Origin of the sequence: Streptomyces sp. CB02959 (assembly GCF_002803155.1) — a bacterium.
Lineage (GTDB): Bacteria > Actinomycetota > Actinomycetes > Streptomycetales > Streptomycetaceae > Streptomyces.
The window spans coordinates 217,578-234,798 of record NZ_NNBP01000002.1 but is presented as its reverse complement, the minus strand read 5'-3'; the positions used below and the strand labels follow the sequence as shown (position 1 = coordinate 234,798).

Genomic DNA, 17,221 nt, shown 5'->3' with positions numbered 1-17,221 from the left:
GGTGGGCGGCTTGCTCGCACGATCGGCGGGAGCCCGCACTCCGAGCCGCATCAGGGCCGGTTCGGCCGCGGCCGTCGGCGCGGTACCGCAGCGGAATCGCGCCCGCGGCCTGCACCGGCAACGGCCGAAGGACCTGTCCGATGGGCCACGGTGTGATCGCCTGTGAGATGGTGCAGGTCTGACTTACGAACGCCGCTTACGGGAGGCCGAAGGGACCTGCGGCAGGTCGGGGCCGTCACAGCCACCACCTGGAAGGTCCCCAGGCGCATACCCTTTGGCGGCATTCATGCGTAATCGAAAGGGTGTAACAAATGGCTAGGGCAACCGCACGTCACATCTTGGTCGACAGCGAGGCCAAGGCGTCGGATCTGAAGGCGCAGATCGAGGCCGGCGCAGATTTCGCCGGGCTTGCCAAGCAGCACTCCACGTGCCCCTCCGGGCAGCAGGGCGGTGACCTCGGATCCTTCGGGCCGGGGCAAATGGTCAAGGAATTCGACACGGTCGTCTTCTCTGCCCCGGTCGGCACGATCCAGGGCCCCGTGAAGACCCAGTTCGGTTTTCACCTCCTCGAAGTCACCAGCCGCGAAGACTGACGTGACGGGCCGGGCTGCGGCGTCCCGTCGCAGCTCGGTTCCGCCTGGCGGAGCGACCGGACAAGCGCTGTGATCGCTCGCCGGTGTCGGAACGGCACGGCGTCGGGGAACGGCAGGCCGGGCTCGTACGAGATCCGAGGCGCCGGTGAACCGCCATTGCCGACGCAAGAAGGGCCCCTCGCTTTTGTGAGGGGCGCTTCCCCGTGGGCGTGCCGATCCGTAGCGCAGATGTACCACCACCGTGCGCCCGGGGCGTCGGCTGCGCACTTCAGCCGGACGACATCGGGCACTGCCGCGAGGGCCGGCGCCGCTGCTTCAACGCGTCCCCGTCAGCCCTCGTTCACGAGATCGAGGTCCTTGCCGCGTGCCGTCGTCGCGCTGGCGGGAAGGGGCCAGGCCCGGTCCAGGGGAAGGGCCAGGTCACGCCACCAGGGGCGGGTGGGAAGCGTGCCGGCGGGCTCGTAGGGTCGACCGGGGACCGGGAAGGCCACGTCCTGCCCCACGGCTTCGGCGGCAGCCCTGGTCCACTCCGCGGGCTCGGCCCACGGATGCGGTGCGAGGTTGAAGGTGCCCCAGTGGATCGGCAGCAGCACGCCGTGCGGCCGGCCTCGTTGCAGGTCAAGGTGGCTTTGGACGCCCTGAGCCGGGTTCATGTGGATGTCCGGCCAGCCGCCGGGGTGGGGGGTGCAGTCCGTGCGGTTGTCGGGCCAGAAGTCGGAGTAGGCACCGATCTGGATCATCGTCGCGTCGAACGGGCCGTGCTCCGCGCCGGTCTCGGCGAAACCGGGGAAGTAGCCGGTGTCACCGCTGTGATAGATGCGGTGCTCGGGTCCGGCGACGACCCAGGAGCACCAGAGCGTGTGCTGTGCGCCGCGCAGACCGCGGCCGCAGAAGTGCTGGGCCGGTGTGGCGGTGAGGGTCAGTCCAGCGACCCGGGTGGACTCGTGCCAGTCCAGCTCGGTGATCCGCTCCGCGGGTACGCCCCAGAACTCCAGGTCGGCGCCGACGCCGAGCGGTACGACGAAGTGCGCACCGGAGGCGATCAGGCCCTTGACGGTGGGCATGTCGAGGTGGTCGTAGTGGTCGTGGGAGATCACCACGATGTCGACCGGTGCCAGCTCCGCCAGCTCCACCGGCACCGGGTGCATCCGCTTCGGCCCGGCCCAGCCGAACGGTGAACAGCGCTCGCCCCAGACCGGGTCGAACAGCACCCGGTGCCCGTCGATCTCGGCGAGCACGCTGGAGTGTCCCATCCAGGTGAGCCGCAGCCCCGAGGCGGGCGGGCGGCCCCAGTCCCCGTCGGTCGGGCGGTGCACCGGGATCCGTCCGATCGGCGCGCGCCGCAGCCGCCCCTCGCGGCTGAGCCGCGCACGCATCATCGGCAGCGCGGCGCCCCGGAGCAGCTGCCGGGTCGGGGCGGGGTTGCGGAACTGACCGTCCACGAACTGCGGCGATCTTCGCATCCTCGCCAGCCGCTCCCCGGTCGGCTCGGCCCCGAAACTCGCGGGACGCAGCGCGGTCAGTCGCGTGGGGCGGGGTCGGGATGCGGTCACGGCACCTCCATGGTCGGGGCAGTCGCGAAGTGAACGGACCGCGCGAACGCTGGGTTCCGGTACCGCGGGACCGCCAGGCAGCGGCCCCGGATGCGGCAACCGGCATTCTCCGGGGCAACGGCACAGCCGACCGGCGCATTCCCGGCCCGGTGTGCGGGTGTGTTCCGCGACCGGGGGCGGGGGCCGCGGGTGCCTACGGCGGGATGAACGGAAGCGCCAGCCGAAAGCACCCGTTCGGGTGAATTCAGGGTGGGTATGCCGGGGCGTGGGGCGCATGGCGCAGGGCGCGCCTCCGGCCCCCGGGCGCCGTCTGCTTCCTCCACGCTCCTCCCTAGCCGGTCCCCTCCTCCGCTCCGAATGCGATGACCAGGTGGTCCTCCACCGGGCGGTAGCCGATCCGCTGGTAGAGCGCGTTGCTGGTGGAGTTCGCGAGGTCCGCGAAGAGCAGCAGCTCGGTCGCGCCGGAGGTCCGGGCCGCCCCCGACAAGGCGGCGGTCAGGGCACCGGCGTAGCCGCGTCCGCGCAGCTCCGCAGGTGTGTAGACCGGGGCGACCCGGGCCATACCGGCGAGCGTCGCGGTGATGCCGGCCATCGCGACCGGGCGTCCACCTGCCTCCCAGAGGGCGCAGCGGCCCGCGGCGATCCGTCCGTCGAGGGCGCGGGCGTTGCGGGGCGGCGAACTGCCGATGTCCGCGGCGAACGCCGCGGACCAGCCGAGCAGCAGTTCCCGGTCGGCGGGCGTGGCAAGGCGGGCCGCTCCGGGTGGGGCGGGCCGCGGCGGCGTCAGCTCGCCGAGCCGGTAGAGCCGGTGCCGCTCGACGATCCGCGCCGGACGGTCATGCCGCCGCTGCCAGGCCGCGGCGACCGCCTCCGCGGTCGTCCGCGCCGCGTTCACGCCGGGCAGCCCGGTCCGCCGCCGCGCCAGGGCGTCGACCAACTGGGCCGCGGCGCCCTCCGGCAACGGGGACAGCAGCAGCTTCCGCGGCGGGGTCCACAGGAACGCGCCGCCGACCGCCGCCCCTTCGTCGCCGCGCCACCAGCCGTACCAGGGCGCTTCCGGGCCATAGGTGTCCGGCCCGAGCGCCCGCACGGCGGCCGCCACCGACAGCAGCGTGGTGTGCTCCACCGGCCGCCCCCGTAGGAACTCCCCCGCGGCCGCCTCGAAGTCGGCGGGGTCCCGGGTCATCGACCAGGTCATGGCGTGGCTCCTGCCCTGTTGCCGGTCACGGTCGCGGTCCGTGCCGCCGTCGCTGTTGCTGCCGTCGTCGTTGCCGCCCGTGGCCCCACTCGGTGCCGGCGCGGGGCGGCCGGACCGTCCGGGGCCGCTCCGCTCCGCGGTGTCATGCCGCCTCCACCACGGCGGGCAGACGGGGCAGGCCCGGACGGCGGGGCAGGAGGACGGTGCGCAGGACGACGTGCGGGGCCATCAGGCGGGAGGGCGGGGCGGTGAGGCAGAAGACGTCCCGGAAGGCGGCTCCGACGACGCGGTCGACGGCGGCACGGGCGGAGAGCCGGTCGAGGTACCACGTCGTCAACCGCTCGCCGAGGCCCGCCTTGGCGCCGAGCCCCCGCACGTAGGGGCGGTCCGCGCCGACCGCGGCGATCCAGGCCGGATCCGCGGCCCGGCAGACCGCCCGCTGCGCCCGGGCGAGGACACCGGGCCCCGGGCCACCGGCGGCGTCGAGGGTGTCCCGCAGGGCCACCGCGCCGAGCGCGGCCACCGACATGCCCTGGCCGTAGACCGGGTTGAAGGTGCAGTTGGCGTCGCCCAGGACCAGGAGGCCGTCGGGGACCGCGCCGGGGCGCTCGTAGTGCCGGCGGCGGTTGCAGGTGTCGCGGAAGCCGTGCACCGGCGAGACCGGTTCGGCGCGGGCGAGCAGTTCGTGGACGTAGGGGTCGCCGATGGTGGCGCTGAACGCGGCGAACTCCGCCTCGTCGGTCGGCGGATGGTGCCCGCGCACCCCCGACAGGGTCAGCAGCCAGTTGCCGTCCTCCACGGGGATGTAGGCGGCGCCCCGCGGGCACTCCGGCCAGCCGGGGATGTTGACGCCGACCGCCGGTTCGCCGTCCTGGGCGGTGGGGCGGTACATCCGGGTGGCGTAGGCCAGACCGGAGTCGACGGTCTCCTCCTGCGGCGCCTCGCGGCCCAGTTCGGCGTACCACCGGGGCGTACGGGAGCCACGGCCGGAGGCGTCCACCACCAGGTCGGCGGGGAGCTCCCGGGCGGTACCGGCACTGCGGTCGCCGTTGCGGGCGCGGACCTTGACGCCGGTGACCCGCCGGGCGTCGCCGGTGAGGCCGACGGCCTCGGTCGCCTCCAGGACCTCGACCCGGGTGGCCGGGCCGGCGGTGGCACGCAGGGCCCGCTCGCGGACCACGGCGTCCAGGACCGGTCGGGTGATGCTGAGCGTGGGATGCCGGCGCTCGTCGAAACGGCGCTGCCAGCCGGTGGGCGTACGGGTGACCAGGTCGCGCGGAAGATACAGGCTGCGAGCCCCGGCCTCGGTGAGCGCGGCGACCGTACCGGGCAGCAGCCGGTCCAGGGCGCGCTGTCCACCGCTGAGGAAGATGTGCAGGTGGTGGGCTTGCGGGACGCCCTTGCGGAAGGTCCGGTCGGTGGGGTAGCGGTCCCGTTCGATGACCGTGATCGTGTCGACGTGCCCCCGCAAGGCGGTGACGGCGAGCATCCCGGCGAGCCCGCCGCCGATCACGATCGCGGTCCGCTCGCGCCCGGTGTGCTCCGCCATGCGTACCCCTTCTCCCCCACGGCCGGCGCGTCCACCGGAGGGTGGTCACGCCGGTCACCCGAGACCTGATCACTGGTGCGCCTCAGCCTCAGCGCCCGGCGCGCCCGTGTCAACGACCCGTTCGCCACCGTGACCGTTCCGGCGACGTGACCGTGCGACGCCCCTTCCGGCCCTTCTCCCTGCCCGCTCGCTTTCTGACGGCCGGTCGGGAGCACCCCGGCCGCCACCCGCTCACCGCCGGGCTCCGGGCCTGAGCGGCGGCTGCTCCGGTGCCGTTCCGCCCGCGCGTCACGCCAGTCCCTAACATCCCGATATGAGGCGAGTCTGCGTCTAGACTCCCGACGGCGGACGCACCGCGGCCGCGGCCGCTCCCACCAGCACGGGACTCGTCTCACCAGCAAGGGATTCAGGGACGCTTGTGACCTTCCAGCAGGTATCTGAGCCATATGACGTACTCGTCGTCGGCGGATCGGGCGTGGACACCATCGTGCGGGTCGGCGCACTGCCCGTACCGTCCGCCGACAGCCACGCGGTGCCGCCCATCCGCGAATGGGCCGGGCACACCGGTACCGGTGTCGCGCTCGGCTGCGCGGCGCTGGGACTCGCCACCGGATTCGTGGACTTCCTCGGCGACGACCCGCCGGGCGCGCTGGTCCGCGAGCGGCTGGCCGGCAGCGGTGTCGACTTCCGCCCGCTGATCTCCCCGCACGGCACCCGCCGGGCGGTCAACCTCGTCTCGCCCGACGGCCGCCGGATGTCCTTCTACGACGCCCGCGACCCGCTCGATCTCCGGATGCCGCCCGAGCACTACCTCCCCCTCCTGCGCCGCACCCGGCACGTCCACCTGTCGATCAGCCACTTCGCCCGCTACCTCTTCGACGACATCGCGGCACTGGGCGTCCCCGTCTCCACGGACCTGCACGACTGGGACGGCCTGACCGAGCACCACCGCGCCTTCGCGTTCCGCTCGGACCTGGTCTTCCTCAGTACGGCGGGAGCCGGCGAGCGGATCGGCCAGATCATGCGCGAGATCATCCGCGAGGGGCGCGCCAAGGCGGTGATCGCCACCGCCGGCGCGGGCGGCGCCTACCTCCTCACGCCGGACGACCGCACCCCGCGGCTGGTGCCGGCCGCCGTACCGCCCACCCCGGTCGTGGACAGCAACGGTGCCGGTGACGCCTTCACCTGCGGCTTCCTCTACGGCCGGCTGTCGGGCGAGGACCTGGAGGAGTGCGCCCGACTCGGTGCCGTGGCCGGTGCCCACGCCTGTACGGCGGCGGGCACCCACACCGCCCTGGCCGAACCGGACGACCTCCGGGCCTCCACCACCCCGCCGCCGCCTCCGCCCCCGGTGCCCGCCGCCGAGGCTCAGGTCTCCAGCGCCGGGGCATAGCTCTCCTCGGTGAGCCCGAAGGTCCAGGCGACGCCCTGCCGCGCCGTCCGCGTCCGCGGCGGCACCCGCAGCCAATACGTGCGATGGGTGCCGTCCGGCTCGGGCGTGGAGTTGACCACCTCGACCATCACCACCGGCTCGTCGTCGGCCAGGTCGATGCGCCACAGCACGCCCGTCTCGTCGCGGCCCGACGGTCGCGCCCCGGACTCCTCCAGGTAGCGGTCGTAGCCGTTGAACTCCAGCATGACGCGGCGGAGTTCGGCGTTCTCCTCCGCGCGTATCCGCTGCGGGGTGAGGCTCCCGAGCTCGTCCAGGAAGGCGGCCGGGACCGGCATTCCCCGCCAGGCGTACAGCGCGAAGCCGTCGGGGAAGGCCAGCGCCGGACCGTCGCCGCGGTCCAGCCGCCCGGCCTCGTCGCGGTGCAGCTCGGTGGGCCGTTCGGCGACGAGCGCGACCTTCTCGTACGGCCACCACCAGCCGGCGCTGCGGGCCACCGCGGCGAGCCCGGCCAGCCGCCCGTCGGCCGTGCCGAACGCGGCCAGCCAGGGCGCGTCGTGCTGTCCGTGCACCGCGTCCAGCAGTGCCAGCCGCACCGCGGCCTCCTCTTCCGGTGCCGCCGCCAGCTCCGCGACGACTCCGGTCGCGATCCGCTCGGTCAGCGTCCGGGTGGTGTCCCACAGCCGGCCGCCGGTGCGCTGCCAGTGCGCGCTCCAGGCGGCGCGTCCCACCGCGGCGTGCCACGCGTCCCGTTCGGCCGCCCAGGGCCGGCTGCGGACGGCGTCGCGGACGCTCGCGCCCCGTTCGCCCGGCGGCGCCGCGAGGACCCGGGCGACCGCCTCCCTGGGCGACGCCACCCACTCCACGCGCTCCGGCTCGTCGAGTCCGGCCAGCCGGTAGGCCAGCCGCACCCCGGCCTCGGCGGCGGCCCGGTCCGCTGCGCCCGTGACGGCGACGACCCGGCGCCACTCGTCGGCCTCGGCGACCGCCGCGGACACCTCCGCCGCCCGGACCGCGTCCGCCACTCCCCTCGCTTCGGTCGCCTCAGTCGCTTCGGCCGTCGCGGCCGTCCCTGCCGTCTCGGCCACGCCTGTCACGTCCGCCATCTCCAACACCCCGTCATCCCCGTTCGTCCCGTCCATCCCGTCGTCCCCGTTCTCGCGCTCGCGGCCGCCGCCCCGGGCGCGGCCGCTCTGTACGCCGCGTACGCCGCTGCGCGCCCCGCCGCGTACGGTGACCGCCCCTAGTCCGCCACCAGCCGCACCGACCCCGGCACGTACTCGCGCTGGCGGACCACGCGGTACCAGCCCTTCGGGAGGGATATCGCGGCGTGCTCCTCGTGGACCACCCGGCCGCCGTCCGGCAGGTGCAGCAGCATCGGGCCCCAGTCCCCCGCCACCCGCCGGAGCGCCCCGGGGCCGACCACCGCATGGGCATGGCCGGTGACTTCGCCGAGGGCCAGCACCATCCGCCCGCGGGCGTCCCGCGGTTCGTCCGGCAGCCCTTCCACATGCTCCGGCAGCGCCCCTTCCGCAACCGGCACCATCAGTACATCTCCCTGTCGGTACACGACCTTTGCTCCCCTCGTTCGTCCCGACGTCCGACCCGCCGCACGGCGGTCGTGCCGCACGCCGCGAGTTGCCGAAAACGTTAGGGGCCGGGTCTGACAATCGGCGCTGAGCTGCGGAAACACCCGGATACCGGCGGGCGGGAGGTGGGGGCTCGGGCGGGATTGTCAGTGCCGGTTGATAGGAATGTCGGCATGAGCGTTCACGAGTTCCTCGAAGAGTTCGGCGGGCTGCCCGTCTTCACGTTCCCGGAGTCCGCCGACGCCCCGGCCTCGCTCCCCGAAGTCGGTGCGGTCGCCTGGCGGCTCAGTCACGATCCGTACGGCGACGGCGAAGAAAGCAGCTTCGAGGAGCTCTGGGAGCGCTTCACCGGGGCCGTGGACCTGTCGGGGGTGCGCGCGCTGATCATCGGTCAGTGGGGCGAGGCGTACGACAACACCTCGGAGATCGTCGTCTCGGCCATCGTGGCCGCCAAGGACCGGTTCACCGGCCTGCGAGCCGTCTTCCTCGGCGAGATCGCCCAGGAGGAGGCGGAGATCTCCTGGATCCAGCAGTCCGACGTGTCCCCGTTGCTCACCGCCTTCCCCGCGCTGGAGGTGCTCATCGTGCGCGGCGGCTCGGAGCTGGAATTCCCGGTCGTGCGCCATGAGGCGCTGCGGGAGCTGCGGTTGGAGTCCGGCGGGCTGCCGGCCGAGGTGGTCCGGGGGGTCTGCGGGAGCGACTTCCCCGACCTGGAGTCGCTGGTCCTCTGGCTCGGGGTGCCGGAGTACGGCGGGGACTACGAGATCGGCGACCTGGCCGGGGCGCTGTCCGGCGCCCGCTTCCCCCGACTGCGCCACCTGGGGCTGCAGAACAGCGAGATCCAGGACGAGATCGCCGCCGCCGTCGCCGCGGCTCCGGTCGTCGCGGGCCTGGAGAGCCTGGACCTGTCGATGGGCACGCTCACCGACACGGGTGCGGAGGCACTGGTCACGGGCCAGCCGCTCACCCACCTCAAGAAGCTCGACCTGGAGCACCACTTCCTCACCCCCGCGATGGCCGAGCGGGTGCGTACGACGCTGACGCAGCAGGGCGTCGAGGTCGTCATAGGCGAGAGCGAGCGGCTGGCGCAGTACGAGGACCGGGTCTGGCGGTACGCCGCGGTGACCGAGTAGCCCGCGCCGCCGCCACGACCCGCCCGAGACCGGTCCGGCCCCTCCCCCGGGCCCGCCGGACCACCCAACGCCCGGAGGCACCCATGCACACCGCCGACCGACCCGGCACCGCGGGCCCGCCCCGCTTCGCCGTGGTCGGCAATCCCGAGAACCGCCGGGTGACGCTCTTCGCCGAGGCGGTCCGCGCCGCGGGGCTGCCCGCGCCGCGGCTGCTGGCTTGGTCCGAGGTACTGCGCACGGGTGCGGAGTTCGCGCCGGGCGAGTTCGTCCGGATCGACTCGCCGGGGGAGAACGCCGACGTCGAGCGGCTGCTGCGGGGGGCAGCCGATCCGACCGCGGTGGAGGGCACCGCCCGGTGGTACGCCCGCTTCACCGAGGCGGTGCGGGTGGTCGCCCGGGCCGCCTCGGCGGGCGGGGCCGTCCTGCTGGACGATCCGGGCGAGTTGGCGGTGCTCTTCGACAAGCGGCGGTGCCACGGGGTGCTGCGGGCCGCCGGGGTGCCGGTGCCGGAGTCGCCGACATCGGGCCCGGCCGCTCCGGCGTTGGGCGGCTGGGCCGAGGTCCGGGCGCTGTTGGAGTCGGCCGGTCTGCGGCGGGCCTTCCTGAAGCCGGCGCACGGCTCCTCGGCGTCCGGAGTGATGGCCTTGGAGAGCGACGGCCGCGGTCGGCTGCGCGCCACCACCTCGGTCGAACTGACCGGGGACGGGCGCCTGTTCAACTCCCTTCGGGTGCGCCGATACGACGGCGAGCCGCAGATAGCGGCCATCGTGGACGCGCTGGCCCCGGACGGCCTGCACATCGAGCGGTGGTATCCGAAGGCGGCGCAGCACGGCCGGGTGGCCGATCTGCGGGTGGTGGTCGTGGCCGGCCGGGCGACCCACGCCGTGGTGCGCACCAGCCGTTCCCCCATGACCAACCTCCACCTGGGCGGGGCGCGCGGCGACCTCGATGCCGCGCGGGCGGCCATCGAGGCGTCGGGGGCCCGCTGGTCCGATGCCCTCGCGGTCTGCGAGGCGGCCGCCGCGTGCTTCCCGCGCACCCTGTGCGTGGGCGTGGACCTGCTGCCGGCGGCGGGCTGGCGGCGGTTCGCGGTGGGTGAGGTGAACGCCTTCGGGGATCTGCTGCCCCGGCTGACCGGCCTGCCCGGCAGTGGTGCCGAGGGCCTGGACACCTACGGTGCGCAGATCGCCGCCGTATGCCGTACGCATGGAAAGAACGGAACGTCTCGTGCACGCCCCTGACACCACCCCCCGCATCCCGGAAGCGGCGGCCGCCCCGGAAGGCGTGCCCGCCGGGCCCGACATGACCGAGATCGTCGGCAGTCACGACCTGTTGCTGGTCACCCTCGACACGCTGCGCTACGACGTGGCACAGGAGCTCGCCGAGGCCGGCCGGATCCCGCATCTGGCCCGCCATCTGCCTAGTGGCCAGTGGGAGCGCCGGCACGCCCCGGGCAGCTTCACCTACGCCTCCCACCAGGCGATATTCGCCGGATTCCTGCCGACGCCGGCCTCCCCGGGGCCGCATCCGCGGTTGTTCGCGGCGCGGTTCGCCGGCAGCGAGACCACCGCGCCCGGCACCTGGGTGTTCGACGCCCCCGACCTGGTCTCGGGGCTGGCCGCGGTGGGCTACCGCACGGTGTGCATCGGCGGCGTGGGGTTCTTCAACCGGCAGGCGGCGCTGGGATCGGTGCTCCCCGGGCTGTTCCAGGAGGCGCACTGGGAGCCGGAGTTCGGCGTCGCCTCGCCCACTTCGTTCGAGGCCCAGGTGCGTCGGGCCGAGGAGGTCGTCGCCGGACTGCCGGCCGAGCAGCGGCTCTTCCTGTTCGTGAACGTCTCGGCGCTGCACCAGCCGAACTGGTTCCACCTGCCCGGTGCCACCCGGGAGGCCGGCGACAGCCGTGCCACGCACGCCGCCGCCCTGGAGTACGTCGACCGGCACATCGGCCGGCTCTTCGCCGCGGCCGCCGACCGCCGCCCGTGCTTCGCCGTCGTCTGCTCCGACCACGGCACGACATACGGCGACGACGGCTACACCGGCCACCGCCTCGGCCACGAGGCCGTATGGACCGTCCCCTACGCCCAGTTCACGATCGAGGCCGCCCGATGACCCGCACCCCGCTCCCCCTGCTGTCCCCGGCTCCCGCCGCGGCCCCCGCCTCGCCGTACGAGAGCTATGTCTACGCCTACCCCCACAAGACGGCGTACCGCCGGCTGCCGGACCGCCCGGCGCTGCGCGAGTTGTGGGCGGCCGAGCCGCAGCACGCCCTCTCGCTGTATCTGCACATACCGTTCTGCGAGGTGCGGTGCGGCTTCTGCAACCTCTTCACCCGCATCGGCGCCGCGGGCGAGCTGACCAGGGCCTATCTGGACGCCCTGGAGCGGCAGGCGACGGCCGTCCGCGCGGCGCTGGGCCCGGACGCCCGCTTCGCGGCCGCGGCGTTCGGCGGCGGCACCCCGACGTTCCTCGATGCCGGGGAGCTGGCGCGGCTGTGCGACATCGCGGAGCGGCGGATGGGCGCGGACCTGCGGACGGTGCCGCTGTCGGTCGAGACGTCGCCGTCGACCGCCACCGCGGACCGGCTGGCGGTGCTCGCCGAGCGCGGGGCGACCCGGATCAGCATCGGCGTGCAGAGCTTCGTCGAGGCGGAGGCGCGGGCGGCGGTCCGTCCGCAGGACCCGGCGGAGGTGACGGCGGCACTGGACCGCATACGGGAGTCGGGCGTTCCGGTGCTCAACATCGATCTGATCTACGGGATCGACGGGCAGACGGAGCGCAGCTGGCAGCGGTCGCTGGACGCCGCGCTGCAGTGGCGCCCCGAGGAGCTGTACCTGTACCCGCTGTACGTGCGACCGCTGACGGGGCTGGGCCGCAAGGAGAGCGCCGGCCCCGACCCGGAGTGGGACGCCCAGCGGCTGCGGCTGTACCGCCACGGCCGGGACCACCTGCTCGCCGCGGGATACGAGCAGGTCTCCATGCGGATGTTCCGCCGCCCGGCGGCCGGTCCCGGCGCGGGCCCGGGCGCGGCCGGGGACCACGCCTGCCAGACCGACGGCATGATCGGCCTGGGCTGCGGTGCCCGTTCGTACACCTCGGCGCTGCACTACTCCTTCGACTACGCGGTCGGGATGACGCGGATCCGCTCGCTCATCGACGACTACGCCGCCCGGCCCACCGCGGACTTCGCGCACGCCGAGTTCGGCTGGCGGATGACCGGTGACGAGCCGCGCCGCCGCCATCTGCTGCAGTCGGTCCTCCAGGCGGCGGGCATGCCCGTGGCGGAGTACCGGGCCCGTTTCGGCAGTGCGCCGGCGGACGACTTCCCGGTGGAGCTGGCGGCGTTCGCCGAGCGCGGCTGGCTGGACGGGACGGCCGGCCCGGACGTGCTGCGGCTGTCCCCCGAGGGGCTGGCGCACTCCGACGCCCTGGGCCCGCTGCTGTTCTCCCCCGGCGTCCGGTCCCGGATGGCCGCCTACGACCTCAAGTGACGGGCCGTGCCATGGACTTGACGCTTCTCTACCGCGGGCCGCTGGCGTCCTGCGACTACGACTGCCCCTACTGCCCGTTCGCCAAGCGGCGGGACAGCCGCGAGCAGCTGCGTGCCGACCGGGCCGCGCTGGACCGCTTCACCGCCTGGGTCGGGCGGCAGACGGACGACCGGCTGTCGGTGCTCTTCACCCCGTGGGGCGAGGGCCTGGTCCGCTCCTGGTACCGGCGCGCCCTCGTCGAGTTGAGCCGGCTGCCGCAGGTGCGCCGGGTGGCGATCCAGACCAACCTCAGCTGCCGCACGGACTGGCTCGCCGGGGCCGACCTCGACACCCTCGCCCTGTGGTGCACCTACCACCCGGGCCAGACGCCCCCCGAGCGTTTCCTGTCCAAGACCCGGGAGCTGGCCGACCTCGGCGTCCGCTTCAGCGTGGGCGTCGTCGGCTTCCCCGAGCACCTGGAAGCCGCCCGCAGGCTCCGCGCGGACCTCCCCGAGCAGGTCTACCTCTGGGTCAACGCCGCGGAGGGCCGCACCTACACGGACGACGAGGCCGCCGACTGGACGGCGCTGGATCCCCTCTTCCCGTACAGCCGGCATCCGCACCGCAGCGCCGGACTCCCCTGCCGGACGGGCGAGTCGGTGGTGTCGGTGGACGGCGACGGAACGATCCGGCGCTGCCATTTCGTCCGGGCCGAGCTGGGCAACCTCTACGACGGCGATTTCCGCGCGGCGCTCCGCCCGCGCCCCTGCCCGCTGACCGTCTGCGACTGCCACATCGGCTACGTCCATCTGGAGACGCTGCCGCTGTACGACGTCTTCGCGGGCGGTGTGCTGGAGCGCGTCCCCGCCCCGGGGCAACTCCCCGCCCCCGTACGCCACTCCGTGCCCGTGGCGCTCTCCGCCCCCGGGCACCTCCCCGCACCCGGTCGGACTCCCACTCCGGATCAGCCCCGCGGTGCGGGGGCGCCGGCGTCCGACCGTGCCGGGGTGCCGCCGGTTCAGTCCTTGCGGCCCACCACTCCGTAGAAGATGGTGTCGCTGAGCTCCTTCGGGCCGGGCACGGGCGCGTCCGGTCGCCACAGGGGCACGCGTACGAGCCCCGGTTCCAGCGGGGTGAACGGTCCGAGGAGCGCCGCGATCTCGGCCTTGGTGCGGAGCGCGAGCGGGGTGGTGGCGCTCTTGTAGACCTCCTCCACATGAGCCCGGGCCGCCTCGTCGATCCGGCCCTCCGCATAGCCCTCGTACGGTTCGTACGTGCCGTGCGAGAGCACCAGATGGCTGCCGGCCGGCAGTGCGGCGCCGAACGCGGCGAGCAGCGCGGCGGGATTGTCCTCGTCGCCGAGGAAGTCCATCACGCCGCCGATCAGCAGCCCCACCGGCCGCTCGAAGTCGATCAGCTCACGGACCACCGGGTCGTCCAGGACGGCCTTGGGATCACGGATGTCCCCGAGGGCGAAGGCGGTGCCCGGGGCGTTGGCGAGCCGGGCCCGGGCGTGGGTGGCGACGATCGGGTCGCTGTCCACGTACACCACCCGGGTCTCGGGTGCGGTCTCCCGGGCCACCTCGTGGGTGTTGGGCGAGGTGGGGATGCCGATGCCGAGGACGAGGAACTGCCGGATCCCGGACGCCACCACAGCGCGGACCGCGCGCCCGCGGAAGGCCCCGTTGGCGCGGACGCTGTCGCGCACCTGCGGGTGCAGTTCGATGACCCGGTCGCCGGCGACCCGGTCGACCTCGTAGTTGTCCCATCCCCCGAGGAAGTAGTCGTACATCCGGGCCGGATGCGGCCGGCTGGTGTCGATCTCCTCCGCGGAGAAGCCCAGGTGGTCCGGCCCCGGCGGGTACGGTCCGATCTCCGGGCAGCCGGAGTCCGCCTCGGGAGAGCTGTGCTGGTCGGTCATGGCTCCTCCCTCAGTGCGCCGGACACGGCGCGGCGGAGAGCAGGAAGTCGGCGTGGCCGGCCTTCGCGCCCTCGATGAAACTGACCATCTCACGGTGGGTGTAGATCAGTGCGGGACCGTCCGGGTCGGTGGACTGGCGCAGGGCGACCCGGCCGTCCCGCAGGCGCATGGCCTCGACGCACTCGCCGCCGTTTCCGCCGCTCCACGGCTTGTGCCAGCCGTCGCTGCCCAGTTCGTTGGCGGGCATGCCGTTGTAGATACGTATGCGATCCATGGGGGGTTCAGATCTCCTTGCGAAAGCCACCCAGAATGGCCTCGGTGGTGTGTGCCGGCGCGGCCTGCGCACACATCCGGTCCAGGGCCTCCAGGAACTGCGAGACGTCGTTGCGCTGGTCGAAGTACACGGCTCCGACGAGGCTTTCCGCGTACGCGATGTCCGGGAGCTCCGGGATCGGGAAGCGGAAGATGTGGAACGGCCCGTACATGGCGGGGTGCGGGCCCGCGGCGAAGGGCATCACCTGGAGCCGGACGTTCGGCATCGAGGTGGCCTCCATCAGCCGGGTGATCTGGTCGCGCATCACCTTGGGTCCGCCGATGGGCCGCCGCAGCACGGTCTCGTCCATGACCGACCACAGCATCGGGGCGTTCTCGCGGGTCAACAGGGCCTGCCGTTCCATGCGCAGGGCCACGATGCGGTCGATGTCGGCCGGGGCGGCGTGCGGCATTCCGGCGCGCAGCACGGCAGCGGCATAGTCCTCGGTCTGCAACAGGCCGGGGACGTAGTGCGGTTGGTAGGAGCGGATCAGGTTGGCTTCGCTCTCCAGGCTGACGAAGGCGCTGAACCACTCGGGGAGGACGTCACGGAAGCGGTGCCACCAGCCGGGGCGGTTGGCCTCGCGGGCCAGGGAGAGGAAGCCGTCTATCTCTCGCTGATCGGTGACGCCGTAGGTCGCCAACAGCTTCTCGACGTAAGGGATCTTGAGGCCGACCTCGGCCTTTTCCATGCGCCGTATCGTGGCGTGCGTCACGTCCAGTGCGGCCGCGGCCCGCTCGAAGGAGAGCCCCGCCCGCTCCCGCAGATCCTGCAGTCGCTTGCCGAGCACCACCCGCAGGACGGTCGGTGCACCTGCAGACCGTGGGTCCGCCACGTCCGATCCCCTCCAACCAGCTTCAGTGTTCAGCAGTGTGTCATGCCGTCATCAGCTCGAACAGACTGCACTTTCGATTCTGCAAATTACAGACTGATCCTTGCCAACGGTGACCAACATCGCACATAGTTATGTCGTGGCTTCCTACAAAAACGCTCCGTCGTTAGGGCGATGCGGCGGCTTCCTCGCCCAGAGCCTTCAGGACGCGTTCCACTTGCCGGCGCGGTGCACGTCCGTGCCCGAGGCGCGCAGGCGCGTCGGCGCGCTGCTGCGCGAGTGGGACGCCGCTCAACAGGTCCGCGACGATGTGGAGTTGGTGGTCACCGAACTGTTCACCAACGCGGTGCGGCACACCGACAGCGAAAAGGTCGGCTGCGAGCTCGCGGTCGTCGGCGCGCACATACGGATAGAGATCACCGACGAGGGCGGCCCGGACCTCTCCGCGCCGCACGCCCAGCCCGGCACCCTCGACCAAGAGGGCGGGCGCGGACTCTTCCTGGTCGGCGCGCTCTCCGACAGCTGGGGCACCCGCCCCGACGACGGGGGCCGCGGCCAGGTGGTCTGGGCGGATCTCCCGTACCGCACCGCAACGCACTGAAGGCCCCGCGCCGCCACGGGGGCGGACACGGGGCCTTGTGCACCGGAAGGGCTACAGCGGCAGCAGATCGGGCCGCTTCGGCTCGACATGGTCACCGGAGGAGACGCCGCGCAGCCGGCGGCCGATCCACGGCACCAGGTGCTCGCGCGCCCAGTGGACGTTGTCCCGCCGGGCCTCGGCGGCGGTCCGCTCGGTCTCCGGCGGCCACGGCTGGTCCGGGTCGGCCGGCACCTCCAGGCCCAGCACCTGACCGGCCCGCAGCGCCACCCGGGTGTGCCCGTCGGCCGACAGGTGCAGCCGGTCCTCGCTCCACGCCCGACGGTCCTGCACGGACTTCAGCGACCACAGGTCGAGCACCGGGCAGTCGTGCCGGTCGGCGATGGCCCGCACATGAGCGGTGTACGTGGCGATCTTGCCCCGCAGATGCTTGAGGACCGGCATCCCGCGGGTGTCGAAACCGGTGCACAGCAGCACCGTCGGGACGGTCTCCCGCAGTGCGGCCACGGCCGCCTCGTAGCGCTCGGCCACCGCGTCCGGGTCCGAGCCCGGCCGCAGGATGTCATTGCCGCCGGCACAGAACGTCACCAGCTCGGGGGCGAGCTGCTGCGCCCGGGGCACCTGCTCCTCGATGATCCGGTCCAGGAGCCGTCCGCGCACGGCGAGGTTCGCATAGCGGAAGTCCCCCTCGTCCCGCTGGTCGGCGAGGAGGACCGCGAGCCGGTCCGCCCAGCCGATGTACGCCCCGTCCGGACCGGGATCCCCGACCCCCTCGGTAAAGCTGTCCCCGACGGCTGCGTACGACCCGATGGCGCCTGTCGCGCCCTTGCTGATGTTGTTCGAATCGTCTGCCACGTCAGGACATACTTCACCTTCTGAAGTGACCTACGCCACCGTAACCAGGGGTTGACGAGAGGTGATTAACACCACCCGGTCAAATTCTGTCCAAGTTGGAACAATGAACGGTCACGGAGTGCTGATACAGCGCCGCGCATGCGGGATGATGCGCGCCGTTGCGCAGGCGTCGCACGCTCTTGCCACCTGATTGCCTATGGCATCAATGTCGTATCGTCGAAGGAGCCCGC

17 protein-coding genes are annotated in these 17,221 nt (G+C 73.2%); 8 read left to right on the top strand and 9 right to left on the bottom strand.

The window, feature by feature from the left end; all coding sequences use genetic code 11:
* Positions 1-311 precede the first annotated feature (311 nt).
* On the top strand, positions 312-593 hold the full coding sequence (locus tag CG747_RS04325; RefSeq protein ID WP_100600260.1) for a peptidylprolyl isomerase: 282 nt from the start codon (positions 312-314) through the stop codon (positions 591-593).
* Positions 594-922: 329 nt separating this feature from the next.
* Here CG747_RS04325 and CG747_RS04320 read toward each other — a convergent pair whose 3' ends face one another.
* From CG747_RS04320 to CG747_RS04310, 3 genes are all read right to left on the bottom strand, one after another.
* Positions 923-2,146, bottom strand: coding sequence for an MBL fold metallo-hydrolase (locus tag CG747_RS04320; RefSeq protein WP_257980212.1), 1,224 nt, complete (start codon positions 2,144-2,146; stop codon positions 923-925).
* A gap of 331 nt (positions 2,147-2,477) precedes the next feature.
* Positions 2,478-3,344 (bottom strand): GNAT family N-acetyltransferase, encoded by an 867-nt coding sequence (locus tag CG747_RS04315; RefSeq protein ID WP_100600258.1) that lies wholly within the window; start codon positions 3,342-3,344, stop codon positions 2,478-2,480.
* 142 nt (positions 3,345-3,486) lie between these two features.
* Positions 3,487-4,893 carry an NAD(P)/FAD-dependent oxidoreductase gene (locus CG747_RS04310; protein WP_100600257.1) on the bottom strand — a complete coding sequence of 469 codons (1,407 nt, stop codon included), beginning with the start codon at positions 4,891-4,893 and terminating at the stop codon, positions 3,487-3,489.
* Between the two features lie 418 nt (positions 4,894-5,311).
* On the opposite strand from CG747_RS04310, the gene CG747_RS04305 reads away from it, so the two are divergent.
* A complete protein-coding gene (locus CG747_RS04305) occupies positions 5,312-6,286 on the top strand; it encodes a carbohydrate kinase family protein (RefSeq protein WP_257980211.1) in 975 nt (324 codons plus the stop codon).
* On the opposite strand, the gene CG747_RS04300 is transcribed toward CG747_RS04305, so the two are convergent.
* Together CG747_RS04300 and CG747_RS04295 are read right to left on the bottom strand one after the other, a co-directional pair.
* On the bottom strand, positions 6,262-7,389 hold the full coding sequence (locus tag CG747_RS04300; protein WP_374701735.1) for a DUF6745 domain-containing protein: 1,128 nt from the start codon (positions 7,387-7,389) through the stop codon (positions 6,262-6,264). The two genes, CG747_RS04305 and CG747_RS04300, sit on opposite strands and share 25 nt — an antisense overlap.
* Positions 7,390-7,526: 137 nt before the next feature.
* On the bottom strand, positions 7,527-7,853 hold the full coding sequence (locus tag CG747_RS04295; RefSeq protein WP_100600255.1) for a hypothetical protein: 327 nt from the start codon (positions 7,851-7,853) through the stop codon (positions 7,527-7,529).
* A 192-nt stretch (positions 7,854-8,045) separates the two neighbouring features.
* Here CG747_RS04295 and CG747_RS04290 point away from each other — a divergent pair, with 192 nt between their 5' ends.
* The 5 genes from CG747_RS04290 (at position 8,046) to CG747_RS04270 (ending at position 13,518) form a co-directional block, all read left to right on the top strand.
* Positions 8,046-9,005 (top strand): STM4015 family protein, encoded by a 960-nt coding sequence (locus tag CG747_RS04290; RefSeq protein ID WP_100600254.1) that lies wholly within the window; start codon positions 8,046-8,048, stop codon positions 9,003-9,005.
* A gap of 83 nt (positions 9,006-9,088) precedes the next feature.
* On the top strand, positions 9,089-10,246 hold the full coding sequence (locus CG747_RS04285; RefSeq protein WP_100600253.1) for an STM4014 family protein: 1,158 nt from the start codon (positions 9,089-9,091) through the stop codon (positions 10,244-10,246).
* A gap of 61 nt (positions 10,247-10,307) precedes the next feature.
* Positions 10,308-11,114 carry an STM4013/SEN3800 family hydrolase gene (locus CG747_RS04280; RefSeq protein WP_100600507.1) on the top strand — a complete coding sequence of 269 codons (807 nt, stop codon included), beginning with the start codon at positions 10,308-10,310 and terminating at the stop codon, positions 11,112-11,114.
* Positions 11,111-12,493, top strand: a complete 1,383-nt coding sequence (locus CG747_RS04275) for an STM4012 family radical SAM protein (RefSeq protein ID WP_100600252.1) — start codon at positions 11,111-11,113, stop codon at positions 12,491-12,493. The genes CG747_RS04280 and CG747_RS04275 overlap by 4 nt, the downstream gene beginning before the upstream one ends.
* 11 nt (positions 12,494-12,504) lie before the next feature.
* Entirely contained in the window at positions 12,505-13,518 is a 1,014-nt protein-coding gene (locus CG747_RS04270) for an STM4011 family radical SAM protein (RefSeq protein WP_100600251.1), read from the top strand.
* Here CG747_RS04270 and CG747_RS04265 read toward each other — a convergent pair.
* Genes CG747_RS04265 through CG747_RS04255 form a run of 3 tightly spaced genes read right to left on the bottom strand, consistent with a single transcriptional unit; the run spans position 13,491 to position 15,541 of the window.
* A complete protein-coding gene (locus tag CG747_RS04265) occupies positions 13,491-14,393 on the bottom strand; it encodes an SAM-dependent methyltransferase (RefSeq protein ID WP_100600250.1) in 903 nt (300 codons plus the stop codon). The two genes, CG747_RS04270 and CG747_RS04265, sit on opposite strands and share 28 nt — an antisense overlap.
* A gap of 10 nt (positions 14,394-14,403) precedes the next feature.
* Positions 14,404-14,667 carry a DUF397 domain-containing protein gene (locus CG747_RS04260; RefSeq protein ID WP_100600249.1) on the bottom strand — a complete coding sequence of 88 codons (264 nt, stop codon included), beginning with the start codon at positions 14,665-14,667 and terminating at the stop codon, positions 14,404-14,406.
* Positions 14,668-14,674: 7 nt separating this feature from the next.
* Positions 14,675-15,541: a helix-turn-helix transcriptional regulator gene (locus tag CG747_RS04255; protein ID WP_100600248.1), complete on the bottom strand. Its 867-nt coding sequence runs from the start codon at positions 15,539-15,541 to the stop codon at positions 14,675-14,677.
* A 136-nt stretch (positions 15,542-15,677) separates the two neighbouring features.
* Between CG747_RS04255 and CG747_RS04250 the strand changes: the two genes are divergently transcribed.
* Positions 15,678-16,139 (top strand): ATP-binding protein, encoded by a 462-nt coding sequence (locus CG747_RS04250; protein WP_257980210.1) that lies wholly within the window; start codon positions 15,678-15,680, stop codon positions 16,137-16,139.
* A 51-nt stretch (positions 16,140-16,190) separates the two neighbouring features.
* Here the strand turns inward: CG747_RS04250 and CG747_RS04245 are convergent, their stop codons facing one another.
* Positions 16,191-16,991, bottom strand: coding sequence for an SGNH/GDSL hydrolase family protein (locus CG747_RS04245; protein WP_100600246.1), 801 nt, complete (start codon positions 16,989-16,991; stop codon positions 16,191-16,193).
* Between the last annotated feature and the right edge of the window lie 230 nt (positions 16,992-17,221).